Genomic DNA, 22,432 nt, shown 5'->3' on the forward strand with positions numbered 1-22,432 from the left:
ACTAATTAACACCATCCCTACCCATTAACGCAAATTAATTAACAGTTTTTTTATTACCTTGGTACCATTAACTAATTCTGTATTTTCATGAAAAACCTATTAGCCACCATTGTTGGGTTTATTGTAGCTTCTGCAACCGTTTATATTTTTGAGAGCCTTATAGGTCATAATTTTTTTCCTTTACCAGAAGGTGCTAAACCTATGGATATGGAATGGATAAAAAATAATATGGCTCAAATACCAGTGGGTGCGAAAATCTTCGTAGTTATTGCACATTTTATTGGTCTCACAGTAGGTATGTTTGTAGCTGCGAAAATTTCAAAAGTCAGTATGGTACCTTCTTATATTGTTGGCGCAATTATGCTTGCTGCTACCTTTTTTAATATCTTTATGTTACCTAAAGAATTATGGTTTACAATCTCAGATGGAGTATTCGCTATTACTGGATTTCTAATTGGTAAATCTTTGGCTCAAAAGCAAATGGTTAAATCTTAATTAAATAACAAGCTTTGTAACTTTCATTGGCAAAGGAACCATAATTGCAACAAGGTCTTTAGTAACTAAAGACATAGAGCCAACAGTATTGTCCGCAGATGTACCTGCAAAACATCTTAAATATCGCAATTTGATTATAGAAAAGTAACAATACAGTATATAAAATTGAGCATTATTAAAAATCCAATTAAATACCATACCTTTGCACCTTGAAAAAATCTACGAGCTGGATTTTATAAATTCCTCAGAGTGAGGATGTGTTACCTAGAAGTTTAAGTGTTTAGTATGTCGATTCGCTTCTTTTGTAACACCAACAGAATATAATCGAATACATAAACTCAAAAATGAGCACATTCCAAGAACTGGGTCTTAATGAAGACCTTTTACGAGCAATTACGGATTTAGGTTTTGAAAAACCTAGTGAAGTCCAAGAAAAAGCAATTCCACTTTTATTAGACCAAGACAAAGACTTAGTGGCCTTGGCACAAACTGGCACAGGTAAAACTGCAGCTTTCGGATTTCCGATGTTGCAAAAAATAGATATTGATAGTAGAACAACGCAAGGTCTTATCTTATCTCCTACACGCGAACTTTGTTTACAAATTACCAACGAATTAAAACTTTACGGTAAATACTGTAAAGGTTTAAACGTGGTTGCCATTTATGGTGGTGCAAGTATAAGCGACCAAGCAAGAGAAGTAAAGCGAGGAGCACAAATTATTGTTGCAACACCTGGCCGAATGAAAGATATGATTAGCCGCAGAATGGTTGATATTTCTAAAATACAATACAGTGTATTAGATGAAGCTGATGAGATGCTAAATATGGGATTCAAAGAAGATATTACTGATATCCTCTCTCATACACCAGATGATAAAAACACATGGTTATTCTCTGCAACGATGCCAAAAGAGGTATCTACGATTGCTAAGAAATTTATGTACGATCCTACAGAAATTACAGTAGGAAACAAAAATGAAAGCACAAATAACGTTTCTCACGAATACTATTTAGTAAATGCAAGAGACCGCTATTCAGCTCTAAAACGTTTATCAGATGCCAATCCCGATATTTTCTCGGTTATTTTCTGTAGAACAAAACGCGATACACAAAAAGTAGCCGAAAATTTAATTGAAGATGGTTATAGTGCCGGAGCATTGCATGGTGATTTAAGTCAGAATCAACGAGACATAGTAATGAAGTCGTTTAGAAACAGGCAAATACAAATGTTGGTTGCCACAGATGTTGCTGCTCGTGGAATTGATGTCGATGATATAACACACGTTATTAATTACCAATTACCAGATGAACCAGAAATATATACACATAGATCTGGTCGTACAGGACGTGCCGGAAAAACAGGTATCTCAATGGTTATTGTCTCTAAAAGTGAAGTTAGAAAGATAAAGAGCATCGAACGTATTATTAAGAAGCAATTTGAGAAGAAAGAAATCCCTTCTGGTATGGAGATTGTCGAAGTTCAACTAATGTCCTTGGCAAACAAAATACATACTACTGAAACAAATCACGAGATTGATAAGCATTTAAGTAGTATCAACGAATTATTTGCTGATACCGAAAAAGAAGACTTAATCAAAAAATTCTTCTCAGTAGAGTTTAATCGTTTCTTCAACTATTACCAAAAATCTAAAGATTTAGGTGTTGTTCAATTTAGAGATTCTGATAGAGATGGTGGACGTGATTACGGAAAATCATCTAACGACACACGTTACTTTATTAACGTTGGTAGTAAAGATGGTTTTGACTGGATGAAGATGAAAGATTTCTTAAAAGAGCAATTAAAACTTGGACGTGACGATGTCTTTAAAGTTGATGTAAAGGAGAGCTTTTCATTCTTTAATACCGAAAATGAATTAAAAGAAAAGATTCTAGCATTCTTTACGGATTTTAAATACGATGGCCGTTTTGTTAATGTAGAAATTAGTGAAAATATAGGTCGTAGTGGTGGCGGAAGACGAGACAGAGGACGTGGAGGAAATGACAGACGCTTTGGTGGTGGTGGTCGCAGACGCGATGACAAACCAAGAAGCGACAGACGTTCTAGTGACAGAAGTGATAGAAGATCATCTGGTTCTGGAAACAGAAGTGATAGAAGATCTAGCAATTCTCGAAGTGATGGACGATCTAGTGACAGAGGAGATAAAAGATATGATGATTCTAGAGGAGACAGACGTTCCTCAGAATCTAGTAGTTCTGTTTCAGAAAGACCAAGACGTTCAAGAAGACGAGATTAATAAACAATGTTAAAAGCCTCTTAATTGAGGCTTTTTTATTGGCTTTTCATGTTAATATTAAGTCAAATCGTCAATTGGTATATGTTAAAATGCGTTTAGTTTATTACCTTTACATTGTAACACTGATCAATGCGATATCTACTTATTTTATTTTTATGTTTTACTACAGTTAATAGCTATAGCCAAGACAGTACAGCCACCAAAACACCAACTACTGTTAAAGGGACAATTATTAGCTCCACCACAGAAGGGCCGTTGAGTGAAGTAAATATTGTAAATATTAATCAGGTTAAAGGTGTTGCCACAGACGACAATGGTGAGTTTGAAATAAAAGCTAATGCCAATGACACGTTGCATCTATCGTATCTTGGTTACAAATCCATTAAAGTTAGAGTAACTAATGACTGGTTAAAGTTTGGAAATACTGAAATTGTAATGACCGAATTAGCATTAGCACTCGAAGAAGTGACAGTTAAACAACTTCAATTAACTGGTTATTTAGAAGTGGATATGAAGCAAGTGCCAATTCAATCTAACAATCGTTATAGAATTTCTGGTTTATACGGACAAGGCTACGAAGCTGGCAAACCTAATATAGCAACTAAGGTGTTAGGTGCTATTTTTAATCCTGCAGATTTCTTATACAATATGTTTGGAAGAAAGCCCAATGAAATGCATAAGCTTAAGAAGATGAAGGAAGATGATGAGATTAGAAATCAATTAGCAAACCGCTTCGATAGAGAAATGCTATTAGTTTTATTAAAGGTTAATAAATTTGACTTAGACGAAATAGTTAACCAATGTAATTATTCTAAAGACTTTATAAACACTGCAAACGATCTTCAAATATTAGATGCTATAAGTGAATGTTTTGAAGAATATAAAGTCATTAAAAGAAGTAAAGATAGAAAAAAAGGCAGAAAGAAAGGTAAAGCTTAATCCCTAAACATTAGAGTGTAATGCCACTCTGTTACCTTCAGAATCTATAAATACTCCCATATAACCCATGTTCTTCTGAAATCTTGGTTTTTTCTTCATAAATTTACCCTCCGGCTACTACTACTCTATCCAATTCAATTTGAACATCGTTAGACATAAAATATACTAATGTACCTTCTTCACTGAGAATATAAGATTCTTGCTTAATTAAACTACCAGTTGATCCGTACACTCCATCATTATCACTAACATTCAGTTTTATTCAAATTGGATTATAAAATAATAAAAATTAAATTTTCGAATTGTAATGCGTTACTATAGCATCATAATTTTTGATTGTTTTACTTACCCAATCAAAGCGCTTTTCTATAAGTTCTTTTTCAGAAAGTTCCCATTTAATATTAGATTTTCTTAACTGTGCTGTAACATTCTGAAGAATGATTGCAGCGGATACTGAGATATTTAAACTCTCCGTAAAACCTACCATAGGAATTTTTAAAAAACAATCTGCATTGTCTATAATCTGTTGAGATAAACCCTCTGTTTCTCTGCCAAAAAAGAAGCACGATTTTTTAGTGATATCAAAATCGATTAAATCGCAATCTTGTGCATGTGGTGTTGTTGCTACAATTTGATAACCTTTAGCTTTTAGATCTTTTATACAAGATTTGGTGGTATGATAACGATATAAATCTACCCACTTTTGCGCACCCATAGCAATTTCTGCATCTATACGCTTAGAATTAGCTTCTTCGACAATATGTACTTCTTGTATACCAAATACATCACAAGACCGCATTACAGCGCTTGTATTGTGTAATTGATACACATCTTCTGTAGCAACAGTAAAATGCTTGGTACGTTTTGGCAAAACTTTATTAAAGCGCTCTCTACGATTTTCTGTGAGATAGGATTCTAGGTATTCTAAAAGTTTTAAATCTGGCATAACTCAAAAATAGTAAATGTCATTACGAGTAACAAAGTGACGTGCTAATCTTTTGAAATTTAACTGTCATAGCAAGCCTACCTCTTAGGCAAAAAGGGAAAGAGAAACGAATGACGTGGTAATCTCATTATAAATTAGAACTTCCATTAAACAGATTGCTTCACTTTGTTCGCAGTAAAGGAAAATTTTATAAATTTATAACATGAAACACATCGTCGTATTAACAGGTGCTGGTATTAGTGCAGAAAGCGGTATTAAAACATTTAGAGACGCAGATGGACTTTGGGAAGGCCATGATGTTATGGAAGTGGCTTCACCTGATGGTTTTAGCCGTAATCCAGAACTAGTTTTAGATTTCTATAACCAAAGACGAAAACAACTCAATGATGTAGAGCCTAACCAAGCACATAAAGATTTAGTTCTACTTGAAAATGATTTTAAAGTGACAATTATTACCCAGAATGTAGATGATTTGCATGAGCGTGCTGGTAGTAGCGATGTAGTGCATCTACATGGCGAATTATTAAAAATAAGAAGTACAGGAAACTATAAGGATATTAAACCCTGGACAGAAGATATTTATCTTGGTGATACATGCAACAAAGGCTATCAATTACGCCCACATATAGTTTGGTTTGGAGAAGATGTACCAGAGATTGAAACGGCTGTTAAAATCTGCTACGCAGCAGATATTCTTATCATAATTGGCACAAGTATGCAAGTTTATCCGGCTGCAAGCTTAATAGATTATGTACAACCAAACACTGCAATTTTTTATATAGATCCAAAACCAGCTATTAGTAATGATTGTAAAGTAACAGTTATTGCAAAATCTGCCACTGAAGGTATGAAAGACTTATTAGGGATATTAAAATAAGAAAAGCAGTTTCAATCCCTAGAGAGATTAGTCTCTATAATCCTTTTTGTAAACTACTAGTGGTAATCATCATTATATAAACAAGAACATAAACTTATAATAAAGGCAAAAACGATAAAATTTTAGATATTGGTTTTCATAATAATATCTGATTTTTTTACACTTCTATGTCGTTGAGTTAAAGAAATGTCATCAAAAAAAGAATACTAAATTTAAAAATTACCAATATTACATTAATCATCTTTAGTTAATTTAAAAAAATTATTTACTGGCTTATTAAAAACATTTGATAATTTTAATGATAAAACTGTAGAAGGCACATAACGATTAGCTTCAATAGAATTTATAGTTTGTCTTGATACACCTATTTTTTTTGCCAAATCATCTTGAGTTAAGCTTAAAATAGCACGCTCTACTTTTAATGTATTCTCCATTATCTATAACGCTTTAAGTTGTGATAAAACATAAGTTGTATTATTAGCATAAATAACAATACCTGAAAATCGCCTAAATCCTTAAAAGATTCTCCACCAGAATGAACAGCATTAGAAACACCAAACTCTACATAAGGCATTATTAATGCATATAAAACTCCTATAACAAATGCTATGGCATAAGATTGTGCTCTAAGACTAATGGTCATTTCGTCTTCTATCTTATCTTTAGATAACGACAGAATAAGCATACCTATTAAAACTGTTTTTTGTAATAAGAGTTTTAACCATAGTGTATCTCCAACCATTGCAAAAGCACGAACAAACATCATTACAATAGATAATAATGCTATGGTTATACCAACCAACATAAACCGATGCGGTAATCTAATATTTATAAGTTTTTGAAACTTATTACGTTCACATTCAATAAACTTTTCCGTCTTCATAATTGACAAATATATTTTATATTAAGTAAAATTAACTTTACTATATGACAAATATACTTTACATTTTTATAATAACCAAATGATTAGCACCAAACTTAATTTTAAAAAAATTTTCAATTAACTTCGTTTACAGTTGTATCTAAATCATTACTCAGGTGTAGATCTTATAAATATAAAACACCATTACTTATATCTACGTTAGCCTTATTAACAAGCTGTACACTTTTCTGAAATAGGTTGACTATAAATTAAACACATAATTATTGTCACTTAAAAAAAACAATACTGTCAAAAAAGTCGTTTGTAAAAGCAACTTTATGCACAAATTATTCGTCGTTAATCTAATCACAGACGGACAGGTCTCTGTCAATATTGCTTCTAAAAATATGTCATCTCTATATATACATTTGCCTATTGGTTAAAAAAACACACAATAGAGAAGCGAAACATTAAACCTAAGTGGTTAAATTTTTAATAAAACTATGTTACTAGTAACTGAATCTATATGATTTTGTTATTTTTAGCGTTCTTAGAGCGTGTATGAAATTAAGAGCAGAACATTTAATGAAGTCCTATAGTGGACGAAAAGTAGTGAAGGATGTTTCTTTGGAAGTAAACCAAGGAGAGATTGTAGGTTTACTAGGTCCTAATGGTGCTGGTAAAACCACATCATTTTATATGATTGTTGGGATAATTAAACCAAATGGTGGTAAGATCTATTTAGACGATAATGATATTACAAAATTTCCGATGTACAAACGTGCTCAAAATGGTATTGGCTATTTGGCACAAGAAGCTTCAGTTTTTAGAAAATTAAGTATAGAAGATAATATTTTAAGTGTACTTCAGCTTACAAAACTCAGTAAGAAAGCACAGCACGAAAAAATGGAATCGCTTATTGAAGAGTTTGGCTTAGGACATATTAGAAAAAGCCGTGGCGATTTATTGTCTGGTGGAGAGAGACGACGAACAGAAATTGCGAGAGCTCTAGCTACTGATCCAAATTTTATTTTACTCGATGAACCTTTTGCTGGTGTAGATCCTGTTGCTGTAGAAGACATTCAGCGCATTATTGCTAAACTAACCCAAAAGAATATAGGCATTCTTATTACAGATCATAACGTACAAGAAACTCTTGCCATTACAGATAGAACATACCTTATGTTTGAAGGTGGTATCTTAAAAGCTGGTATTCCTGAAGAACTCGCTAGTGATGAAATGGTACGAAAAGTATATTTAGGTCAGAATTTTGAACTTCGTAAGAAGAAGTTGGAATTTTAATATATTACTTATTAATCAATTCGTTTTCACTCTCTTCACTAGTCTAAAAAACACATAAACAGCAATAGTTTGAAGGATAAGATTTAATGCCCAAAACAATAGCGTCACATAAATCCCTTCTCCCGAATAAAAAGGTAAATTTCTACTAATTAAACCAATCGGAAAACTAAAAATTGTAAGCATAAAAGACGTAATACTAGAAAGTGAACTAGCAGCACTAGTTAGCAGAATATCGGTAAAACCAATTATCAATTGAACTATAACAAGGATAAAAAATATCTTTAAGAATAGCTTGCGTTTTCTCTTATTCATTTATTATCATTTTATTTTTTTTATTATCATTTATTCCCATCATCAATTTCATCTTATAAAATCTTATCTAAATATCAACAATTTTCAGCAAATATTGATGATTTCCACTAAAAAAGATAAATACTAATATTTTAACCTCTGCGTCTCTCTAACAAAACCATCATCATATATCCAAGGATAATTCTTTCTTTATCATCCTCATCTATAGGCTTTAATTGGGTAAGCTCAAATTTTCGCCCAAAGAATGATGGCTCTTTTTTCATTCTAACAATAGAAGTGTTTCTTAAATCTGTGACCACATACGACGGATTAAATAAATAACCCGTAAATCCACCAAGAATTGGTATTTGCCCAAGAACAGAATCTAATACTTTTATCCAAGCATTCTCTTCTCTAATAAGATATTGCAATTTTTGGTGTTTATCTATAAGTTCGTAATGTGCTTTCCATATTGAAGCCCAACCCTTTCTAGCAATCTTACCAACCTCTTGACCTTTAGAATTTTTAAAACTATAAGCAGCAGAAAAATCTATCCATTTATCTGCGCTAATTTTATAATTAAGCTGTGTTTTATTCTGATTATTAAATATACTAATGTCTTCCTTTAGTTTAAACATCTTTTGTTTTACATAAGCGATGGTTTTACCAGAAGCATCTGTTGCTGTAAAATCATTAGATAATGTCGTAATATTAAAGCTAAATTTTATAGGAAATTTAATGTCTTGCATTTGCTTATATTTTATATTTTTCTTTGGTTACTTAGTACATACGTATAAACATCTCTTTGTGTGATTATGAATGCTTTATGTTATAAATTAATTGCTATTGTTTTCAGTTATTTCTTTTTTAATTAATTTCTTCTGATAGCGTCCTTGTACAATATCTACAATTACTAAAATTACAATCACAAAATAGAAGGTTGTATTACTCATTGGTACAATCTCATTTCCAAAGATTTTTAAATGTGCTAAATGACCACCTTCGGTCACTAACATTATACCAACTATAAATAAGATAAATAACCCTAGTACCTCGTACATTCTGTTTTTGGCTAAAAACACAGAAATCTTATCTGCCATTAATAACATTAGTAAACCACTAGCAATAATAGCAATAGCCATTACAATTAATGCTGTCCATGAGTTTTCAATATCATTTGTTAATCCTATTGCTGCTAATATAGAATCAAATGAAAATACTAAATTCATTATTACAATACTAACTATGACTGCATTTGCTGATTTATTGCGTTTGTTTTCGCCTTTTATATCGTGGTTTAGATCTTGTGTAGAAATCATGTGCCAAATTTCTTTAATGGCAGTATAAATAATAAAGCCACCACCTAGTAAAACAATAATACTATGTCCATTAAAAGCAAAATCTAAAACATTTTCAATATGACCTGATAAGAACGAAAATGGCTCTTGAAAAAAATCAATAATAGAAACTAATACAAATAATAACACAATTCTAAGTACTATAGCTATAAGAATTCCTACTTTTCTTACACGCTTTTGATCTGCTTGTGGTGCTTTCTTAGACTCTAAAGAAATATAAAGGAGATTATCAAATCCTAAAACGGCTTGTAACATTACAAGCATTAATAGTGTAAAAATAATTTCAGCCATAATCTATGAAGTGCTAATTTAACTAGTAGATGTTTTTTCTATCAAACAATGACAGTATAATATATAATGCTATTACCAATGGAATTGCCGCAAAATTAAATACAATAAGAGCCACTAGGCTTAGTATTAAAAAAATATAACGTGTAGCGTTGCTTTTAAAACTCCAATTCCTAAATTTTAAAGCAAATAGCTTAATATTAGAATTTAACAAATAGCAACTTAAAAGTGTTAGGCCTATTAAAAACCATTTATTTATAATTATAGAATTCATTATATCATTGTTCTGATATTCTAAAATTAAAGGCAAAGACAAAATCAGTAAAGTGTTTGCTGGCACTGGTAATCCTTTAAAATAAGACTGTTGGTCTTCATCTAAATTAAATTTTGCTAAACGATAAGCTGATGCTAATGGAATAAGCAAGCCAATTAAAGGTAACACAGACAATTTAAAACCTTGCCAATGAAAAATAGAATTCCAACTATCACTATAGGTTGAATAATTTGGAGCATCAACCGTCAATGAAATAAGCTTAAACATTATAACTCCAGGCACTACTCCACTCGTTACTAAATCTGCCAAAGAATCTAGCTGAATACCAAGAGGGCTCTGCACATTTAGCTTTCGAGCTAAAAGACCATCAAAAAAGTCGAAAAAGATTCCTAAAAACACAAAGACTGAAGCTGCAACAAAGTTACCATAAACCGCAAATATTAATGCGATACATCCTGAAAATAGATTTAAAAGTGTAACCGCATTAGGAATATGTCGTTTTAAACTCATGAATTTAATTTATGTAAAAATATAAAAGTATTTGAGTCTAAAACAATAAGAATGGACTTTATCAGTTAAATAGATAGAAAAATATTGTGCATCTTTGTAAAAAAAACACTGTTGAAAAATTACTTTGCAATTCTATTTACAATTGCTATGCTTACCGCTTCGAGTCAAACTACCAGAAAATATTCTAATGAATTTATGAATATTGGTGTTGATGCAGCAGCTTTAGGGATGAGTAATGCCGTTGTTTCACAAACAGCTGATGTAAATTCTGGATATTGGAATCCGGCAGGATTAGTGCATCTTGAAGATAACCAGATTGCCTTAATGCATTCGAGTTACTTCGCTAATATAGCTAACTACAATTATCTTGCTTATGCTATGCCATTAGATGATAGAAGTGCTATTGGTTTGTCATTAATTAGATTTGGAGTGGATGATATTTTAGATACCACACAATTAATAGACGACCAAGGCAATATAAATTATGATCGAATTAGTACCTTCTCTACAGCAGATTATGGATTGACATTTTCATATGCTAGAAAATTACCATTAGATGGCTTAAATTTTGGTGTTAATGCTAAAATTATTAGAAGAATTATTGGTGATTTCGCATCGTCTTGGGGTTTTGGATTGGATGTAGGTATTCAGTTCGAGGGGAAAAACGGTTGGAAATTTGGTTTAATGGCAAGAGACATTACAACAACCTATAATGCTTGGTCAATAGACGAAGATAAGTTTGAACAAATTAGTAGTGCTATTGAAGGTGAAAATCAAGAATTACCTGAGACTACAGAAATAACGATTCCGAAATTGCAATTTGGTATGTCTAAAAAATGGATTTTCAATTACGATTATTCACTTTTAGCAGCCGCAAACTTAAATATGCGTTTTGTTGAAAATAATGATATTATCTCTACGTCTTTTGCCAGTATCGATCCGGCTTTAGGTTTTGAATTCGGATATACCGATTTAGTTTTTTTAAGAGCTGGTGTAGGTAATTTTCAGAATGAAATACAAATAGATGATTCGGAAATGATTTCGTTTCAGCCTAATTTTGGTGTTGGTTTTAAATACAAAGGCATTCAGATTGATTATGCGTTTACTGATATAGGAGACCAAAGTGCCGCTTTGTATTCTAATGTATTCTCTTTAAAAATAGACTTTAATGTCTTTAGATAGTTAAATTAATGAAACTAAAACTATCATTTATTTTTGTGTTTTTTATTTTATTTTCTGCGTATTCACAGAATTTTCAGCTAACACCAGACGCTAAAATATCTGTACTAACTATAGGACCTGGTGAATCGTTAAATGATGCTTTTGGACATAATGCTTTTAGAATAAAAGATAAAAGTAACGGAATTGATGCTGTATATGGTTATGGCGAATATGATTTTGATGCTCCTAATTTTTATTTAAAATTTGCACGTGGTAAATTAAACTACCTTATTAGCAGGCATAACTTTTCTGATTTCTATAATCATTATATAAACTACAATCGTACTATTAAAGAACAAGTACTACGTCTTTCTTTTGAAGAAAAACAAAACTTATTCGATTATCTAGAAACTAACTATAAGCCTGAAAACAGAAGATATCTTTATGATTTTTTCTATGACAATTGTGCCACAAAAATTAGAGATGTTACAGAAATAGCTACAAAAAATGATGTTGTTTTTGATTTACCTCAAAACTTTGAAATAAAGACTTTTAGAGAACTTATCCATGAGCATGTAGGGCTAAATTCTTGGGGAAGTTTTGGAATAGATATTGCATTAGGATCCGTCATTGACACAGAAACTGAGGCAAATGAGTATATGTTTTTGCCTAAATATATTCATACCTTCTTTGACAATGCAAAAATTAATGATTCTGAAAAGCTAATAGAACGTTCATCAACAATTTTCAAAAAGAAAAAGAAGGAATCTTCTTCATACTTTTTTTATAGCCCAATAATGATTATTGGACTGCTAGCAGCATTAATACTATTTATTACTTATAAAGATTTTAAAAGTAAAACAAGAAGTAAGTGGTTAGATATTTTACTCTTTAGCACTACTGGTATTATTGGAGTTTTACTTATATTATTATGGTTTGCGACAGACCACTCTGCGACAGCACAAAATTACAATGTTTTATGGGCAGTGCCACTAAATATTATTGTAATAGCTCAGTTATTTAAACAACAGGTGAAGCAATGGTTTATTGGCTACCTTAAATTTTTAATTATTATGCTCTGCTTGTTAACACTACATTGGTTAATAGGTGTCCAAGTGTTTGCAATTGGCTTAATCCCGTTGTTAATAGCAATGCTTATAAGGTATATCTATCTAGTAAAGTATTATAATTAAGGTTAGTTTATTGTCCTCTATAATATAAAATAGTACTCAATGTTTTTATTGAAATACTAAAATCTAAAAAGACACTTCTGTGCTTAATATAATATAAATCATATTGAAGTTTTTTGAGGCTATCATCAATTGAAGAACCATACCTAGTATTCACCTGAGCCCAACCTGTTAGTCCTGGTTTTATGATATGTCGTATTTCGTAGAATGGAATGACACGAGATAATTCACTAACAAAGAAAGGGCGTTCTGGCCTTGGTCCTATGATGCTCATTTCTCCTTTTAAGACATTGTAAAATTGTGGTATTTCATCTAAACGCGAGCGCCTTAAAAACTTACCAAATTTTGTAACTCTTCTATCATTCTTTTTAGCCCATTTAACTCCATCCTTTTCTGCATTAATTATCATTGTTCTTAGTTTTATAATTTGGAAAAGTTTGCTATTTCTACCAACACGCTCCTGAGAATAAAACAATGGTCCTTTATTTCCTAATAGGTTTCCTAATAAAATTAATGGCAACAACAAAAAACCAATTAACAAACCTAAAACAGCGACAATCACATCAAAAGCACGTTGAAAAAAGATATAAAGTTTATTTTCGTTACTTCTGCTAAAAGGAAAGTATTTATAGAAATCTTTACCCACAAATTGAATAGGCACCTTATGTAGTAATTCTTCGTAAACTTGTGTGTAATCTCTTATTTTAAAACCACGTTCTAGAAGTAAAATTAAATCGTGATACACTTCTGTTGTCATAGCATCTGTATTAAAATTTGCTACTAATACTTCAGAAATTTTCTCTTTTAATATAGTTTCGAGAAAATCTTTTGCTTTAAACTCTTTGAGTCCTTTAAATTTTACTGATTTATCATTTGATTTTTCGCTATCAATAAACCCAATTATTTTATAGTTAGGATCTGAATTGTCTAATGCCTCTATTAAACTTTTTATATTAGAAACTTCAGCTATTAATAATACCCGTTTATAAAAACGTGGCGATTCGATTAATTTAACATATACAATTCTCCATAAAAATACAGATACTATAAGCATCAAATAGAAAACTAAAATTTGCATGCGCTCATCTGGCAAAAGAGGTGAAAGGTAAGGCGTTAACAAATAAAACAACACTACAATAGATGCCATTAAAACTATATTTTTAAATGTGGTATCTAACTGACTTGCTTTTTGAAGATCATATAACTCAAAAACTGTCCCGAAAACAGTAATGTACAAGACTAAGAGTATTAGTGCTACCGTGTTTTCTACATTGAGTAAAACATAATCGAAATTAAAAAAAAGACTTAAACAATAAATACCTATAAAGACCATCAAAATGTCCATAAGCCTAAGAAGAACCTTACGTTCGGAGACCTCAAAATGTATGCCTTTCTCTTGTTTCATTATTAGGGGAATGCTTATGGGTAAAGATAACAAGTCTTTAGTGCTTTTTTTGCAATTTTATTGTAAAAGAGATTGCCATTTTGGTTTTATGTTTTTCCAATCAAAATTTTCAACTTTATCACGCGCGTTTGTTATTAGACTAATCCTTAGACTGTTATCCTCTCTCAGCTCAATGATTTTATGTGCCATTGCATCTGCATCATCAGAAGGTACCAAAAGCCCATCTTTATTATTAGAAATTAAATATGGTAAGCCACCAACTTCTGTTGAGACGATTGGTAAACCAAGTGCCATAGCTTCTATAACACTTACAGGTGTATTATCAAAATTTGTAGTATTAATAAAAACATTGTGCTTTTTTGATAGTTCTACCCAATTTTGTTTAGATAACTTCCCTGGGAATTTAACATCTAAGCCTTCTTTTAATGCTAATACCTTAACATTGTCCATTGAACCATCTACATCTGGACCTACCATGGTTAAAGACGTTTTAAATCCTTTTTTTAATAATCTATTCATTACCAAAACTGCCTTTTGTGGATTATAAATTGATGAAAAAGACCTTACCCATAACATTTTAATGTCATCAATCTCTCTATTTAAAAATTCATAACAGCCTATTTCTATAAAATTTGAAATAAGCAGCACATCTTTATATCCATAAGTTTGAAAAACTGCTTTTAAAAAATTTGATGGTGCCACTAACTTATATGCATTATTAAAAATTAAATCACTTAGCTTAGGATTGTTCTTTAATCTTATTTCAAGATTTCCACCATGAAGAATTGGTATATAATGTAGTTTACAAACTCTACATAATTGACTAATTACAAAAGCGAAATAAAAATTTGAAGTACTGTAGGTGTCAATTAAAACAAAATCTGTGGCAGATTTATTTTTCAACACTAACCTTATCATATCAAATAACCTTAATACTTTATTAGGTTTTGTTGAGGCTATTTTTATAGAACAAATTTCTTTTAAACGTTCACCTAAAATTTCTATAGTTGTACTAGTTCTTCCGTTATTGGATAAAGCGTTTCCTATGTACAGGACGTTTTTCATAAGTTACATTTAAAAGCGCTAAAGCATAAATAAAACCTGGCGCTGCAATTCGCATGGCTGAGTGATTAATAGTCGCAAACCAAAACAATAAAAAGGCATAAAAAAAGTAATTTCTTTTATTATTTACTCGATAGGTTAATGGTGTAAAAATTAATATCAATAGCATAAAAATTCCTAATATACCATGCTCCGACAACATTCTACTCAATTCGTTATGAGTAGCGACTACCTCACCAGACCTTATTAGCCTTAGCTCTTTCATACCACTCGCTCCTACACCCAAAAATGGTTCGCTAATAAATCCATCTAGCTCACCTAAAAATATATCTACTCGACCTGCAGAAACATCTTCTTTTAATCTACCTCTTTTATCTTGATTTGAATAACGTTTATCAATTAAACCACTTGTCTGATTAGAACTAACTACCCAAATAACGACTGATGCTAAAAGTACAGCAATAAATGAAACTCCAATTACTCTCTTATTTCTGACGCTTGATTTAAAATAAAATACTGCTAAAAAAGCAAATATCATTAAGATTGCAGTTATTACACCACCTCTACTAAAAGTTATAATACCTCTATAACTTATAACTCCGAATAAAACAATATTGATAACTCTTAAAAGTAAAACCTTAGAATAGAGAAAAAAATTAACACAAAAAACAAACATGCCTAATCCTAAAATAGTTGCAACCTGGTTTGGCCCAAAGCCACCTGAAGCAGCAAAATTAGATTGAGTTCCTTTAAAAATTTCTTCTAAACTTATAGTATACAAAAATAGGTAAGTAGTTAAACTTACTATAGGAAGGGCTAGAAAAAATAATACATTAACGAGTTGCTTAAGACTAATTTTTTTATCAAAACAATATAAAGATGCAATACCCAAACTAACTGGTCCGCTCAGTACAAAAGCGGTATTGGTCCTTAAATTTGAGTCTAAACCTATATTTATTGAAGCAACGACTATTGAAGGTGCCAATAAAAATAAAAAAATAATATATGGATATGCTTTATTAGATATACCATTGTAAAACATACCTAGAAGCATAAAAATTATTACAAAATATTTAGAAGATTCATAGAAAATACCTGCACTAGTCATCCTAAACAATACTTCAGCTCCAACCATATAAGCACTGGCTTTGAGAACTATTGTCGTCTTTTCTTTTTGCGGAGCCGAAATTACACCTACAAAAAAATATAAAATTACAACTAAGAAAAATATACGTGGAAAAAAATCTAGAGAATAAAGCAGAATACCTAATACAATATGAAAAATTATTTTTAAAGGGTAATTTAAACTCAAATCGGTAAGGTTATAAAATTGTATTATAGATATTTATTACATCAGATAAAATATGTTTTTCTGAATATACTCTGTTAACTTTTTTACTGAAATTATTAGCACAAGATAATCTATAATCTTCATTTATTATATAATACTTAATTGATTCAGCCAATTGTTGCTTAGCTCCATTCTCTATTAAAAATCCATAAGAATCATTATTTACCAATATGCCACAACTGCCAACATCTGTAACTATTACAGGTAATTTTGCAATCCCATATTCTAATAACGCTAAAGGTAGTCCTTCTGATTTAGAAGATAAAACACCTATTTGGCATTGTTTCATTATATTTAGAACATCAGATTTACTCTCATAAAAATGAACATTTTTATTAAGGTTTAACTCTTCTATTTTATTAAAAAAAGACTTTGAATACTCATCTTTAAAATCCTTGCCAACACAATGAAGTGACCAATTAGGAAACTCTTCTTTCACTATCTGAAATGCCTCCAAAAGCATAAAATGATTTTTTTGTTCTCGCAAATTAGCCAAGCACAGTATGCGTTTTCCATTATTTCCTTGAAGCTGAGTTAAATTTAAATGTTTTTCTTTTAATACAGGGAAATTCTTAACATAGTCAACATTCTGGCACAATAAGTTAGCTTCTGACCAGGCTTTCAATTTAATGTTCACGCTAAAAATATATGAGAAAAACCGAGAACAAAAACGTAGAACTCGCTTAGGACGATTTTCCATGGATTCGCTATTACCATAATGATCATGCCAGACTATTATTAATCTAGGAAGCAATATCTTAACAACTGTCGCTATAAAAAAGGAAGATGAATGTGCATGTATTATATTGATTTTATGCTCAATTATATATTTCCTCAATCTCAAAATTGCAGCAATATCTATTGTCGATTTCTTGTTTAAGTACAAATAACCTATATCAGCACTAATTGTTGCTAATAAAGGCCCTTCATCTCTTGTTGCACAAATATGCGATTCTACATCTAGTTTAGCTAAACCATTCGCATAATTAACCGCTAACCGTTCTGCTCCACCAGCTTCTAAAGAATCAATTATTTGAATGACGTTCACCATTATTCTTTTATAATTTCTTTGATGTCTTGTTCTAATCTTTCAAGAGTAAACTGATGTGACCATTCTTGAGCTTTTCTCGCCATACTAATTAAATACGAATCCTCTTTTTGTGCAACATTATAAATAACATCGGCAGCTTTATCTAAATTTGGCTCAATCATTATACCTCTATTTCCATCATCTAACATAAAAGAAACACAAGAAACATCAGTAGAAATTGGGATAGTTCCAAAAAACATACCTTCTGCTAAAGCTTTTGGCCAGCCTTCACTCTTAGAAGGTAAGATTGTAAAATGTGCATCTTGCAAATGCTTTTTTACAATTTCCATGTTTTTATTGCCATATAAAATTATAAAATTTTCTAGACCTTTTTCTTTGACATAATTTCTTAGTTCATTTAATAACCTACCATCACCAAACATATGAAATTCTGATGATAGACCTTTCTTAATCAAAGCTTCAATTATTTTAATAGCAAGTAAAGGTCGCTTGCCCTCTACTAATGCTCCCAAAAAAACAAACTTTAATTTACTCGAATAATCTCGTTTAATAAATGGAGTAACCTCTGACTCACTAAAAGTAGCTGTATAAAATGGCACTACATATTTAGACTGATTATTCCATTCACCATAAACTAATATTTTAATAGTCTTTGTTAAAAAGGTATTACTTAACAACCACTTTTGAAACCTATAGCCTAAGGGTTGTTTACTTTTCGGATCCCAATTACCAGCATATTTAACGGTTTTTGTCTTATTTGGAAAAAACACTTGTAACATCGCTGCTATCGCTGCAATATTACTAGGACATCTAAAGTGTAAATGATGAGACTTACGCATTACACTAACCATTTTTATTAAAATTAATGGTAAGCTGAATACCAACTGAACAATACTAAGGATGGATTTAACATTAAAACTAGGCATACGAACTAAGCTAATATTAGAATGTATATAAGCCAAGTCTATAGGGTTAACATTATTAAATTTACTGAATGGAGCAACAACAATTACTTTATCAAAATTACTTACCCATAAATTCATTTCCCTAACATAAGGGCCATAACCATAGAATAAATCATTCTTTGTCTTATGCTCTACAAGTGTAAAAATCGCTAATGTATTTTCCCTTTTCGTCAAAAATCTATGTGTTTAATAAACGCTTATAAAAGTCAATATTCATTTTAGTAATCGTATCACTGTTAAAATTGCCCAAGACAAATTCTCTTCCTGAATTTGCAATAGCTTTACATTCCTCTTTATTATCTAAGGCCCAAATAATTTTATCAGCGATATCATCGATTTTATAAGGGTTACATAGCAAACCTGTTTCACCATGCTTTATAGTTTCTGGTCCTGGTCCACATTCCGAAAAAATCACCAATTTATTCATTGCCATAGCTTCTGGTGCTACTAAACCTTGAGTCTCCATCAATGAAGGGAAAACACAGATTTCGGCAGAAGCATATTTTTCTGACAATACTTTTAAAGGTACAGTACCCATAAAATGAATCTGGCTTTCTATATTTTTTAGTTTAGGTATAACATTATTTTTAAGATGGTCTATATAAGAATTCCCATTCGGAAAAAACCAATCTCTACCATAAACATAAAGATTTACATTAGGGTTATGTTCTAAAACTTTAGGCATTGCTTTTATGAGTTGGCTAACTCCCTTTTTTTCGCAAACCGTACCAGCAAATAGTAATGTATTTTCCTTTATAAGAATCTCTTTATTAGGTTGAAATACTTCTAAATTAATTGGATTTCTTATAATCTTTATAGGCTTTTCATAGTAATTTAAATACTTAGCTGTATGAGACTTAACATATTTTGAAACTGCAATAAAACCATCTGCTCTTTTAAATGAACGTTTTTCTTGAAATCCTTTCCACCGATTAATTCCTCTATTTTCTGATTCGGCGAAAAAGTGATGACCTCCGTGTAATCGAATCACATATTTTATTGCTTTTATTTTTGAAATAAATGCCAATCCTAATTCAGAAGTTTCTACAATATCTATTGGGTTCTCACTATGAATTTCTTTTAGTTTTAAGCTAATAGCACTACTGTTAAGAAGCCATGTTAACCCTTTAACTTTTTGTAGCTTTAATCTATAAATTGAAATACCATCTCGCTCTTCATATTCATTAATACCTGTATAATTATTGATGCCAACCACTGAAACCTGATGTCCATTTTTAATCAGATCTTCAGCAAAAGTCTCCACAAAAGTACCGATACCACCATGCGGAAAATCTTGTTTTGGGTATTCATTTGTAATGAAGCAAATATGCATTATACGATAGCTTTAGCTATTTTAATTGAGCTTTTATCAACAGGATGAAGCACCACTTTTTTCATCCATTCAATTTTATCTGGCGTAACTTCTCTTGAGTCTTTCAAAGTCTTTAATACAACTTCTTTAATAGCTTCTTTATTATTTATCCAACCGACAGCATCTAGACCTATCATACTTCTAAAGTGTTGAAAATTATAAATAATATCTGTACTCCAATCTGAATTTTGTGAAGGGTTATAATTAAGATATAAACAAGGCTTGTTATGTGTTGTAAAATCGTGTGCCATAGTACTCCCTAAATTTAGGACCATACAACAATGATAAACTAAGTTGACTTGCAAGTTAATATCATCATACTTTGGAAAATAACCTACCCAACCTGTCTCAGACTCGGCGTTCCATATAGGATCTATAGCAATAACAAAATCCTTATACTTATTTAAAGTTTTATCATATCTCGAAGAAAAATCTACTGGACATCTTCTAAAAATAACTTGCACAGTATCTTTCATGTCATAAAGCGACTGCAAGACATCTCTTAAAAATAACTCATCATGCGGAGACGTAATAAAATCATCACCACTAAAGCATATCCATTTTTTATTAAGGTCCAAATCATGTCGCTTAGCAAACTCTTTTCGTAAGGTAATTCGATTTTCATCTAGATAAAATTCAAATTGTGGTGTGCCCACTAATTTTACATTTTCTTCTGAAATCTCTGGATAATAGGCTTTCATTTCATCCTTCATCCATTCTGACCACACTAAATAGTCATCAGTTTTAACAGATAGTCTTGCTTTAGGTAAGTTATCCCAAGAAAAAATAGCTGTTGTTGTTTTAACACTCAACTGTTTTGCGGCTAAACAAATAGGCATTAAACCTGCTACGCGCTGGTGTGTTATAAACATTGACGTTGGTTTTAAAGCTTCTAAATCTTTTACATATTGGTTTATTAAAGCTTTGGATATGCTATTTCTACTTTTTTCTTCAAGATTTAAAATTTTTTGATAATTTTTGTACACAAAATGCCCTAAAACCTCAGCGCATTTATACAATATCTTCACTTTAAAACTGTAACTCGGACTCCTCCAATTTGTTAATATTGTTGGATTATTTTCGAGTAAACTATTATGCTTGAGTCTCGCATAAGTAGTCGCTTCTCTATATAAGCGTGTTTTTATATTCTCAGGTGAAAAACTTATATTTTTATAACCAAAATCTATATTATGAAGCTCCTTTACATTATCAAAAGCATCTCTTGGTAATGGCGACCAAATCGTAATCTCACAATCATTTTTTAAATGAGAAATGATGTTAGAATAAAGGTAATTTTTAATTCCGACACCATCTGGCACTAAAAACAATATGTGCTTTTTAGTAAGCATCTTTAAATTGTTTCTGATGGTTAATTTCCCAAATATTTAAAGATTCTAGACTGTCTAAGAATAACTGTGAACTGTTACCTTTTCCAAAACTATTACTTTTTTCTGCCGAATGTTTTTTAGCCATGCTTATCGTTTCAACTATCTTTAGTTTCTCACTAGGTATATTAATTATTTTAGAAGAACTCGCTCGATTTAATTGTCTATTTCCTATGTTTATTGTTGGCACTCCGTAATAAGGCGCTTCTCTAACACCAGCACTACTATTTCCTATAATGAATTCAGATTTTTTAAGTAAAGTTAAGAAGTATTCAAATCTTACAGAGGGGAAAACTTTAAATCTTGGATGCCCTTGCAATTTTTCATAAGCTTTAAGAATGTGCTTACTACCTAAATCGTTATTAGGGTATATAACTACATAATTTTTTCCACTATCGATTAATCCATCCACAAATTGTTCGGCTTTCTCTAAAATAGAATCTATCTCAGTAGTTACAGGATGATACATGGCTAAGGCATACGCATCAAAATTAATTTGATAGTAACGTTTAACCTCATCTAAAACTGGTAAATTATCTGAAAACATGATATCTACATCTGGAGAACCAATGGTATAGATTGTATCTTCGAGTTCACCCATTTGCATCAAACGTTTTTTAGCTTCATCATTAGACGTAAAATGAACGTGACTCAGTTTTGATACCGAGTGTCTTATTAGTTCATCAATTGTCCCTGAGAGTTCACCACCTTCAATATGTGCGACCAAAATATTATTCAAACTTCCTACAATTGCTCCGGCTAAAGCTTCTACTCTATCTCCATGCACAACGATTAGATCTGGATTAATAGTTTTAATATATTTAGAAAAACCATTAATTGTTTTTGCCAATGTTAGATCCATTGTTGCCTCATCAGTATGATTATGAAATGTCTCAATATTATTAAAACCACAGCGCTCAACTTCAATTAGCGTATAACCATATTCTTGCATAAGATGCATACCTGTCACAAAAATATAAGGTACAAAATCTTGATGATTCTCTACAATTTGAATCAGTGCTTTTATTTTACCAAAATCGGCTCTTGTACCTGTAAGAAAAACTATATTCCGCATTTTCATTTCTTAGTTCTA

Annotated in this window: 23 protein-coding genes; 7 read left to right on the forward strand and 16 right to left on the reverse strand. The window is 31.1% G+C overall.

All coding sequences use genetic code 11. The annotated features are described in order from the left end of the window. Window positions 1–87 precede the first annotated feature (87 nt). The 3 genes from AAC053_RS06925 to AAC053_RS06935 all read left to right on the forward strand — a co-directional run bounded on the left by AAC053_RS06925 (window position 88) and on the right by AAC053_RS06935 (window position 3,689). Complete coding sequence (locus AAC053_RS06925) at window positions 88–495, forward strand: hypothetical protein (protein ID WP_339754542.1); 408 nt, start codon at window positions 88–90, stop codon at window positions 493–495. 344 nt (window positions 496–839) lie between these two features. After that, window positions 840–2,750 (forward strand): DEAD/DEAH box helicase, encoded by a 1,911-nt coding sequence (locus tag AAC053_RS06930; RefSeq protein ID WP_339754544.1) that lies wholly within the window; start codon window positions 840–842, stop codon window positions 2,748–2,750. A gap of 129 nt (window positions 2,751–2,879) precedes the next feature. Beyond that, window positions 2,880–3,689, forward strand: a complete 810-nt coding sequence (locus AAC053_RS06935; protein WP_339754546.1) for a carboxypeptidase-like regulatory domain-containing protein — start codon at window positions 2,880–2,882, stop codon at window positions 3,687–3,689. A 103-nt stretch (window positions 3,690–3,792) separates the two neighbouring features. Here AAC053_RS06935 and AAC053_RS06940 read toward each other — a convergent pair whose 3' ends face one another. Further along, a complete protein-coding gene (locus AAC053_RS06940; protein ID WP_339754549.1) occupies window positions 3,793–3,921 on the reverse strand; it encodes a hypothetical protein in 129 nt (42 codons plus the stop codon). Window positions 3,922–3,978: 57 nt separating this feature from the next. Next, a complete protein-coding gene (locus AAC053_RS06945; RefSeq protein ID WP_339754552.1) occupies window positions 3,979–4,635 on the reverse strand; it encodes an RNA methyltransferase in 657 nt (218 codons plus the stop codon). 202 nt (window positions 4,636–4,837) lie between these two features. Between AAC053_RS06945 and AAC053_RS06950 the strand changes: the two genes are divergently transcribed. After that, window positions 4,838–5,512: a Sir2 family NAD-dependent protein deacetylase gene (locus AAC053_RS06950; RefSeq protein WP_339754554.1), complete on the forward strand. Its 675-nt coding sequence runs from the start codon at window positions 4,838–4,840 to the stop codon at window positions 5,510–5,512. 233 nt (window positions 5,513–5,745) lie between these two features. On the opposite strand, the gene AAC053_RS06955 is transcribed toward AAC053_RS06950, so the two are convergent. Both AAC053_RS06955 and AAC053_RS06960 read right to left on the reverse strand, forming a co-directional pair. Next, the gene (locus AAC053_RS06955) at window positions 5,746–5,946 is read right to left on the reverse strand and encodes a helix-turn-helix transcriptional regulator (protein WP_339754555.1); all 201 of its coding nucleotides are present in this window, start codon (window positions 5,944–5,946) and stop codon (window positions 5,746–5,748) included. Continuing rightward, a complete protein-coding gene (locus tag AAC053_RS06960) occupies window positions 5,946–6,395 on the reverse strand; it encodes a hypothetical protein (protein ID WP_339754557.1) in 450 nt (149 codons plus the stop codon). The genes AAC053_RS06955 and AAC053_RS06960 overlap by 1 nt, the downstream gene beginning before the upstream one ends. A gap of 540 nt (window positions 6,396–6,935) precedes the next feature. Here AAC053_RS06960 and lptB point away from each other — a divergent pair. Then, window positions 6,936–7,676: an LPS export ABC transporter ATP-binding protein gene (gene lptB / locus AAC053_RS06965; RefSeq protein ID WP_339754560.1), complete on the forward strand. Its 741-nt coding sequence runs from the start codon at window positions 6,936–6,938 to the stop codon at window positions 7,674–7,676. A 15-nt stretch (window positions 7,677–7,691) separates the two neighbouring features. Here the strand turns inward: lptB and AAC053_RS06970 are convergent, their stop codons facing one another. The 4 genes from AAC053_RS06970 to AAC053_RS06985 form a co-directional block, all read right to left on the reverse strand. Next, window positions 7,692–7,988 (reverse strand): hypothetical protein, encoded by a 297-nt coding sequence (locus AAC053_RS06970; protein ID WP_339754562.1) that lies wholly within the window; start codon window positions 7,986–7,988, stop codon window positions 7,692–7,694. A 131-nt stretch (window positions 7,989–8,119) separates the two neighbouring features. Beyond that, on the reverse strand, window positions 8,120–8,716 hold the full coding sequence (locus AAC053_RS06975) for a hypothetical protein (protein ID WP_339754564.1): 597 nt from the start codon (window positions 8,714–8,716) through the stop codon (window positions 8,120–8,122). A gap of 87 nt (window positions 8,717–8,803) precedes the next feature. After that, window positions 8,804–9,616: a tellurium resistance protein TerC gene (locus AAC053_RS06980; RefSeq protein WP_339754566.1), complete on the reverse strand. Its 813-nt coding sequence runs from the start codon at window positions 9,614–9,616 to the stop codon at window positions 8,804–8,806. A 22-nt stretch (window positions 9,617–9,638) separates the two neighbouring features. Next, on the reverse strand, window positions 9,639–10,397 hold the full coding sequence (locus tag AAC053_RS06985; protein WP_339754569.1) for a CDP-alcohol phosphatidyltransferase family protein: 759 nt from the start codon (window positions 10,395–10,397) through the stop codon (window positions 9,639–9,641). Window positions 10,398–10,544: 147 nt separating this feature from the next. Between AAC053_RS06985 and AAC053_RS06990 the strand changes: the two genes are divergently transcribed. Together AAC053_RS06990 and AAC053_RS06995 are read left to right on the forward strand one after the other, a co-directional pair. Beyond that, a complete protein-coding gene (locus tag AAC053_RS06990; protein WP_339754613.1) occupies window positions 10,545–11,579 on the forward strand; it encodes a PorV/PorQ family protein in 1,035 nt (344 codons plus the stop codon). Between the two features lie 8 nt (window positions 11,580–11,587). Next, window positions 11,588–12,751: a DUF4105 domain-containing protein gene (locus AAC053_RS06995; protein WP_339754571.1), complete on the forward strand. Its 1,164-nt coding sequence runs from the start codon at window positions 11,588–11,590 to the stop codon at window positions 12,749–12,751. Window positions 12,752–12,758: 7 nt separating this feature from the next. On the opposite strand, the gene AAC053_RS07000 is transcribed toward AAC053_RS06995, so the two are convergent. Genes AAC053_RS07000 through neuC form a run of 8 tightly spaced genes read right to left on the reverse strand, consistent with a single transcriptional unit; the run spans window position 12,759 to window position 22,414 of the window. Further along, window positions 12,759–14,153: an exopolysaccharide biosynthesis polyprenyl glycosylphosphotransferase gene (locus AAC053_RS07000; protein WP_339754572.1), complete on the reverse strand. Its 1,395-nt coding sequence runs from the start codon at window positions 14,151–14,153 to the stop codon at window positions 12,759–12,761. A gap of 57 nt (window positions 14,154–14,210) precedes the next feature. Further along, window positions 14,211–15,218, reverse strand: a complete 1,008-nt coding sequence (locus AAC053_RS07005) for a glycosyltransferase family 4 protein (protein ID WP_339754575.1) — start codon at window positions 15,216–15,218, stop codon at window positions 14,211–14,213. Then, on the reverse strand, window positions 15,178–16,527 hold the full coding sequence (locus AAC053_RS07010; protein ID WP_339754578.1) for an O-antigen ligase family protein: 1,350 nt from the start codon (window positions 16,525–16,527) through the stop codon (window positions 15,178–15,180). Before AAC053_RS07010 ends, AAC053_RS07005 begins: the two co-directional genes overlap by 41 nt. A gap of 10 nt (window positions 16,528–16,537) precedes the next feature. Continuing rightward, complete coding sequence (locus tag AAC053_RS07015) at window positions 16,538–17,617, reverse strand: glycosyltransferase (RefSeq protein WP_339754580.1); 1,080 nt, start codon at window positions 17,615–17,617, stop codon at window positions 16,538–16,540. Beyond that, window positions 17,617–18,756, reverse strand: coding sequence for a glycosyltransferase (locus tag AAC053_RS07020; RefSeq protein WP_339754583.1), 1,140 nt, complete (start codon window positions 18,754–18,756; stop codon window positions 17,617–17,619). The genes AAC053_RS07015 and AAC053_RS07020 overlap by 1 nt, the downstream gene beginning before the upstream one ends. 4 nt (window positions 18,757–18,760) lie before the next feature. Further along, window positions 18,761–19,915 (reverse strand): glycosyltransferase family 4 protein, encoded by a 1,155-nt coding sequence (locus tag AAC053_RS07025; protein ID WP_339754586.1) that lies wholly within the window; start codon window positions 19,913–19,915, stop codon window positions 18,761–18,763. Beyond that, a complete protein-coding gene (locus tag AAC053_RS07030) occupies window positions 19,915–21,303 on the reverse strand; it encodes a hypothetical protein (protein WP_339754589.1) in 1,389 nt (462 codons plus the stop codon). The genes AAC053_RS07025 and AAC053_RS07030 overlap by 1 nt, the downstream gene beginning before the upstream one ends. Next, window positions 21,293–22,414 carry a UDP-N-acetylglucosamine 2-epimerase gene (neuC, locus tag AAC053_RS07035; protein WP_339754590.1) on the reverse strand — a complete coding sequence of 374 codons (1,122 nt, stop codon included), beginning with the start codon at window positions 22,412–22,414 and terminating at the stop codon, window positions 21,293–21,295. Before neuC ends, AAC053_RS07030 begins: the two co-directional genes overlap by 11 nt. Window positions 22,415–22,432: the final 18 nt, after the last annotated feature.

The organism is uncultured Winogradskyella sp. (assembly GCF_963975125.1).
GTDB lineage: Bacteria > Bacteroidota > Bacteroidia > Flavobacteriales > Flavobacteriaceae > Winogradskyella.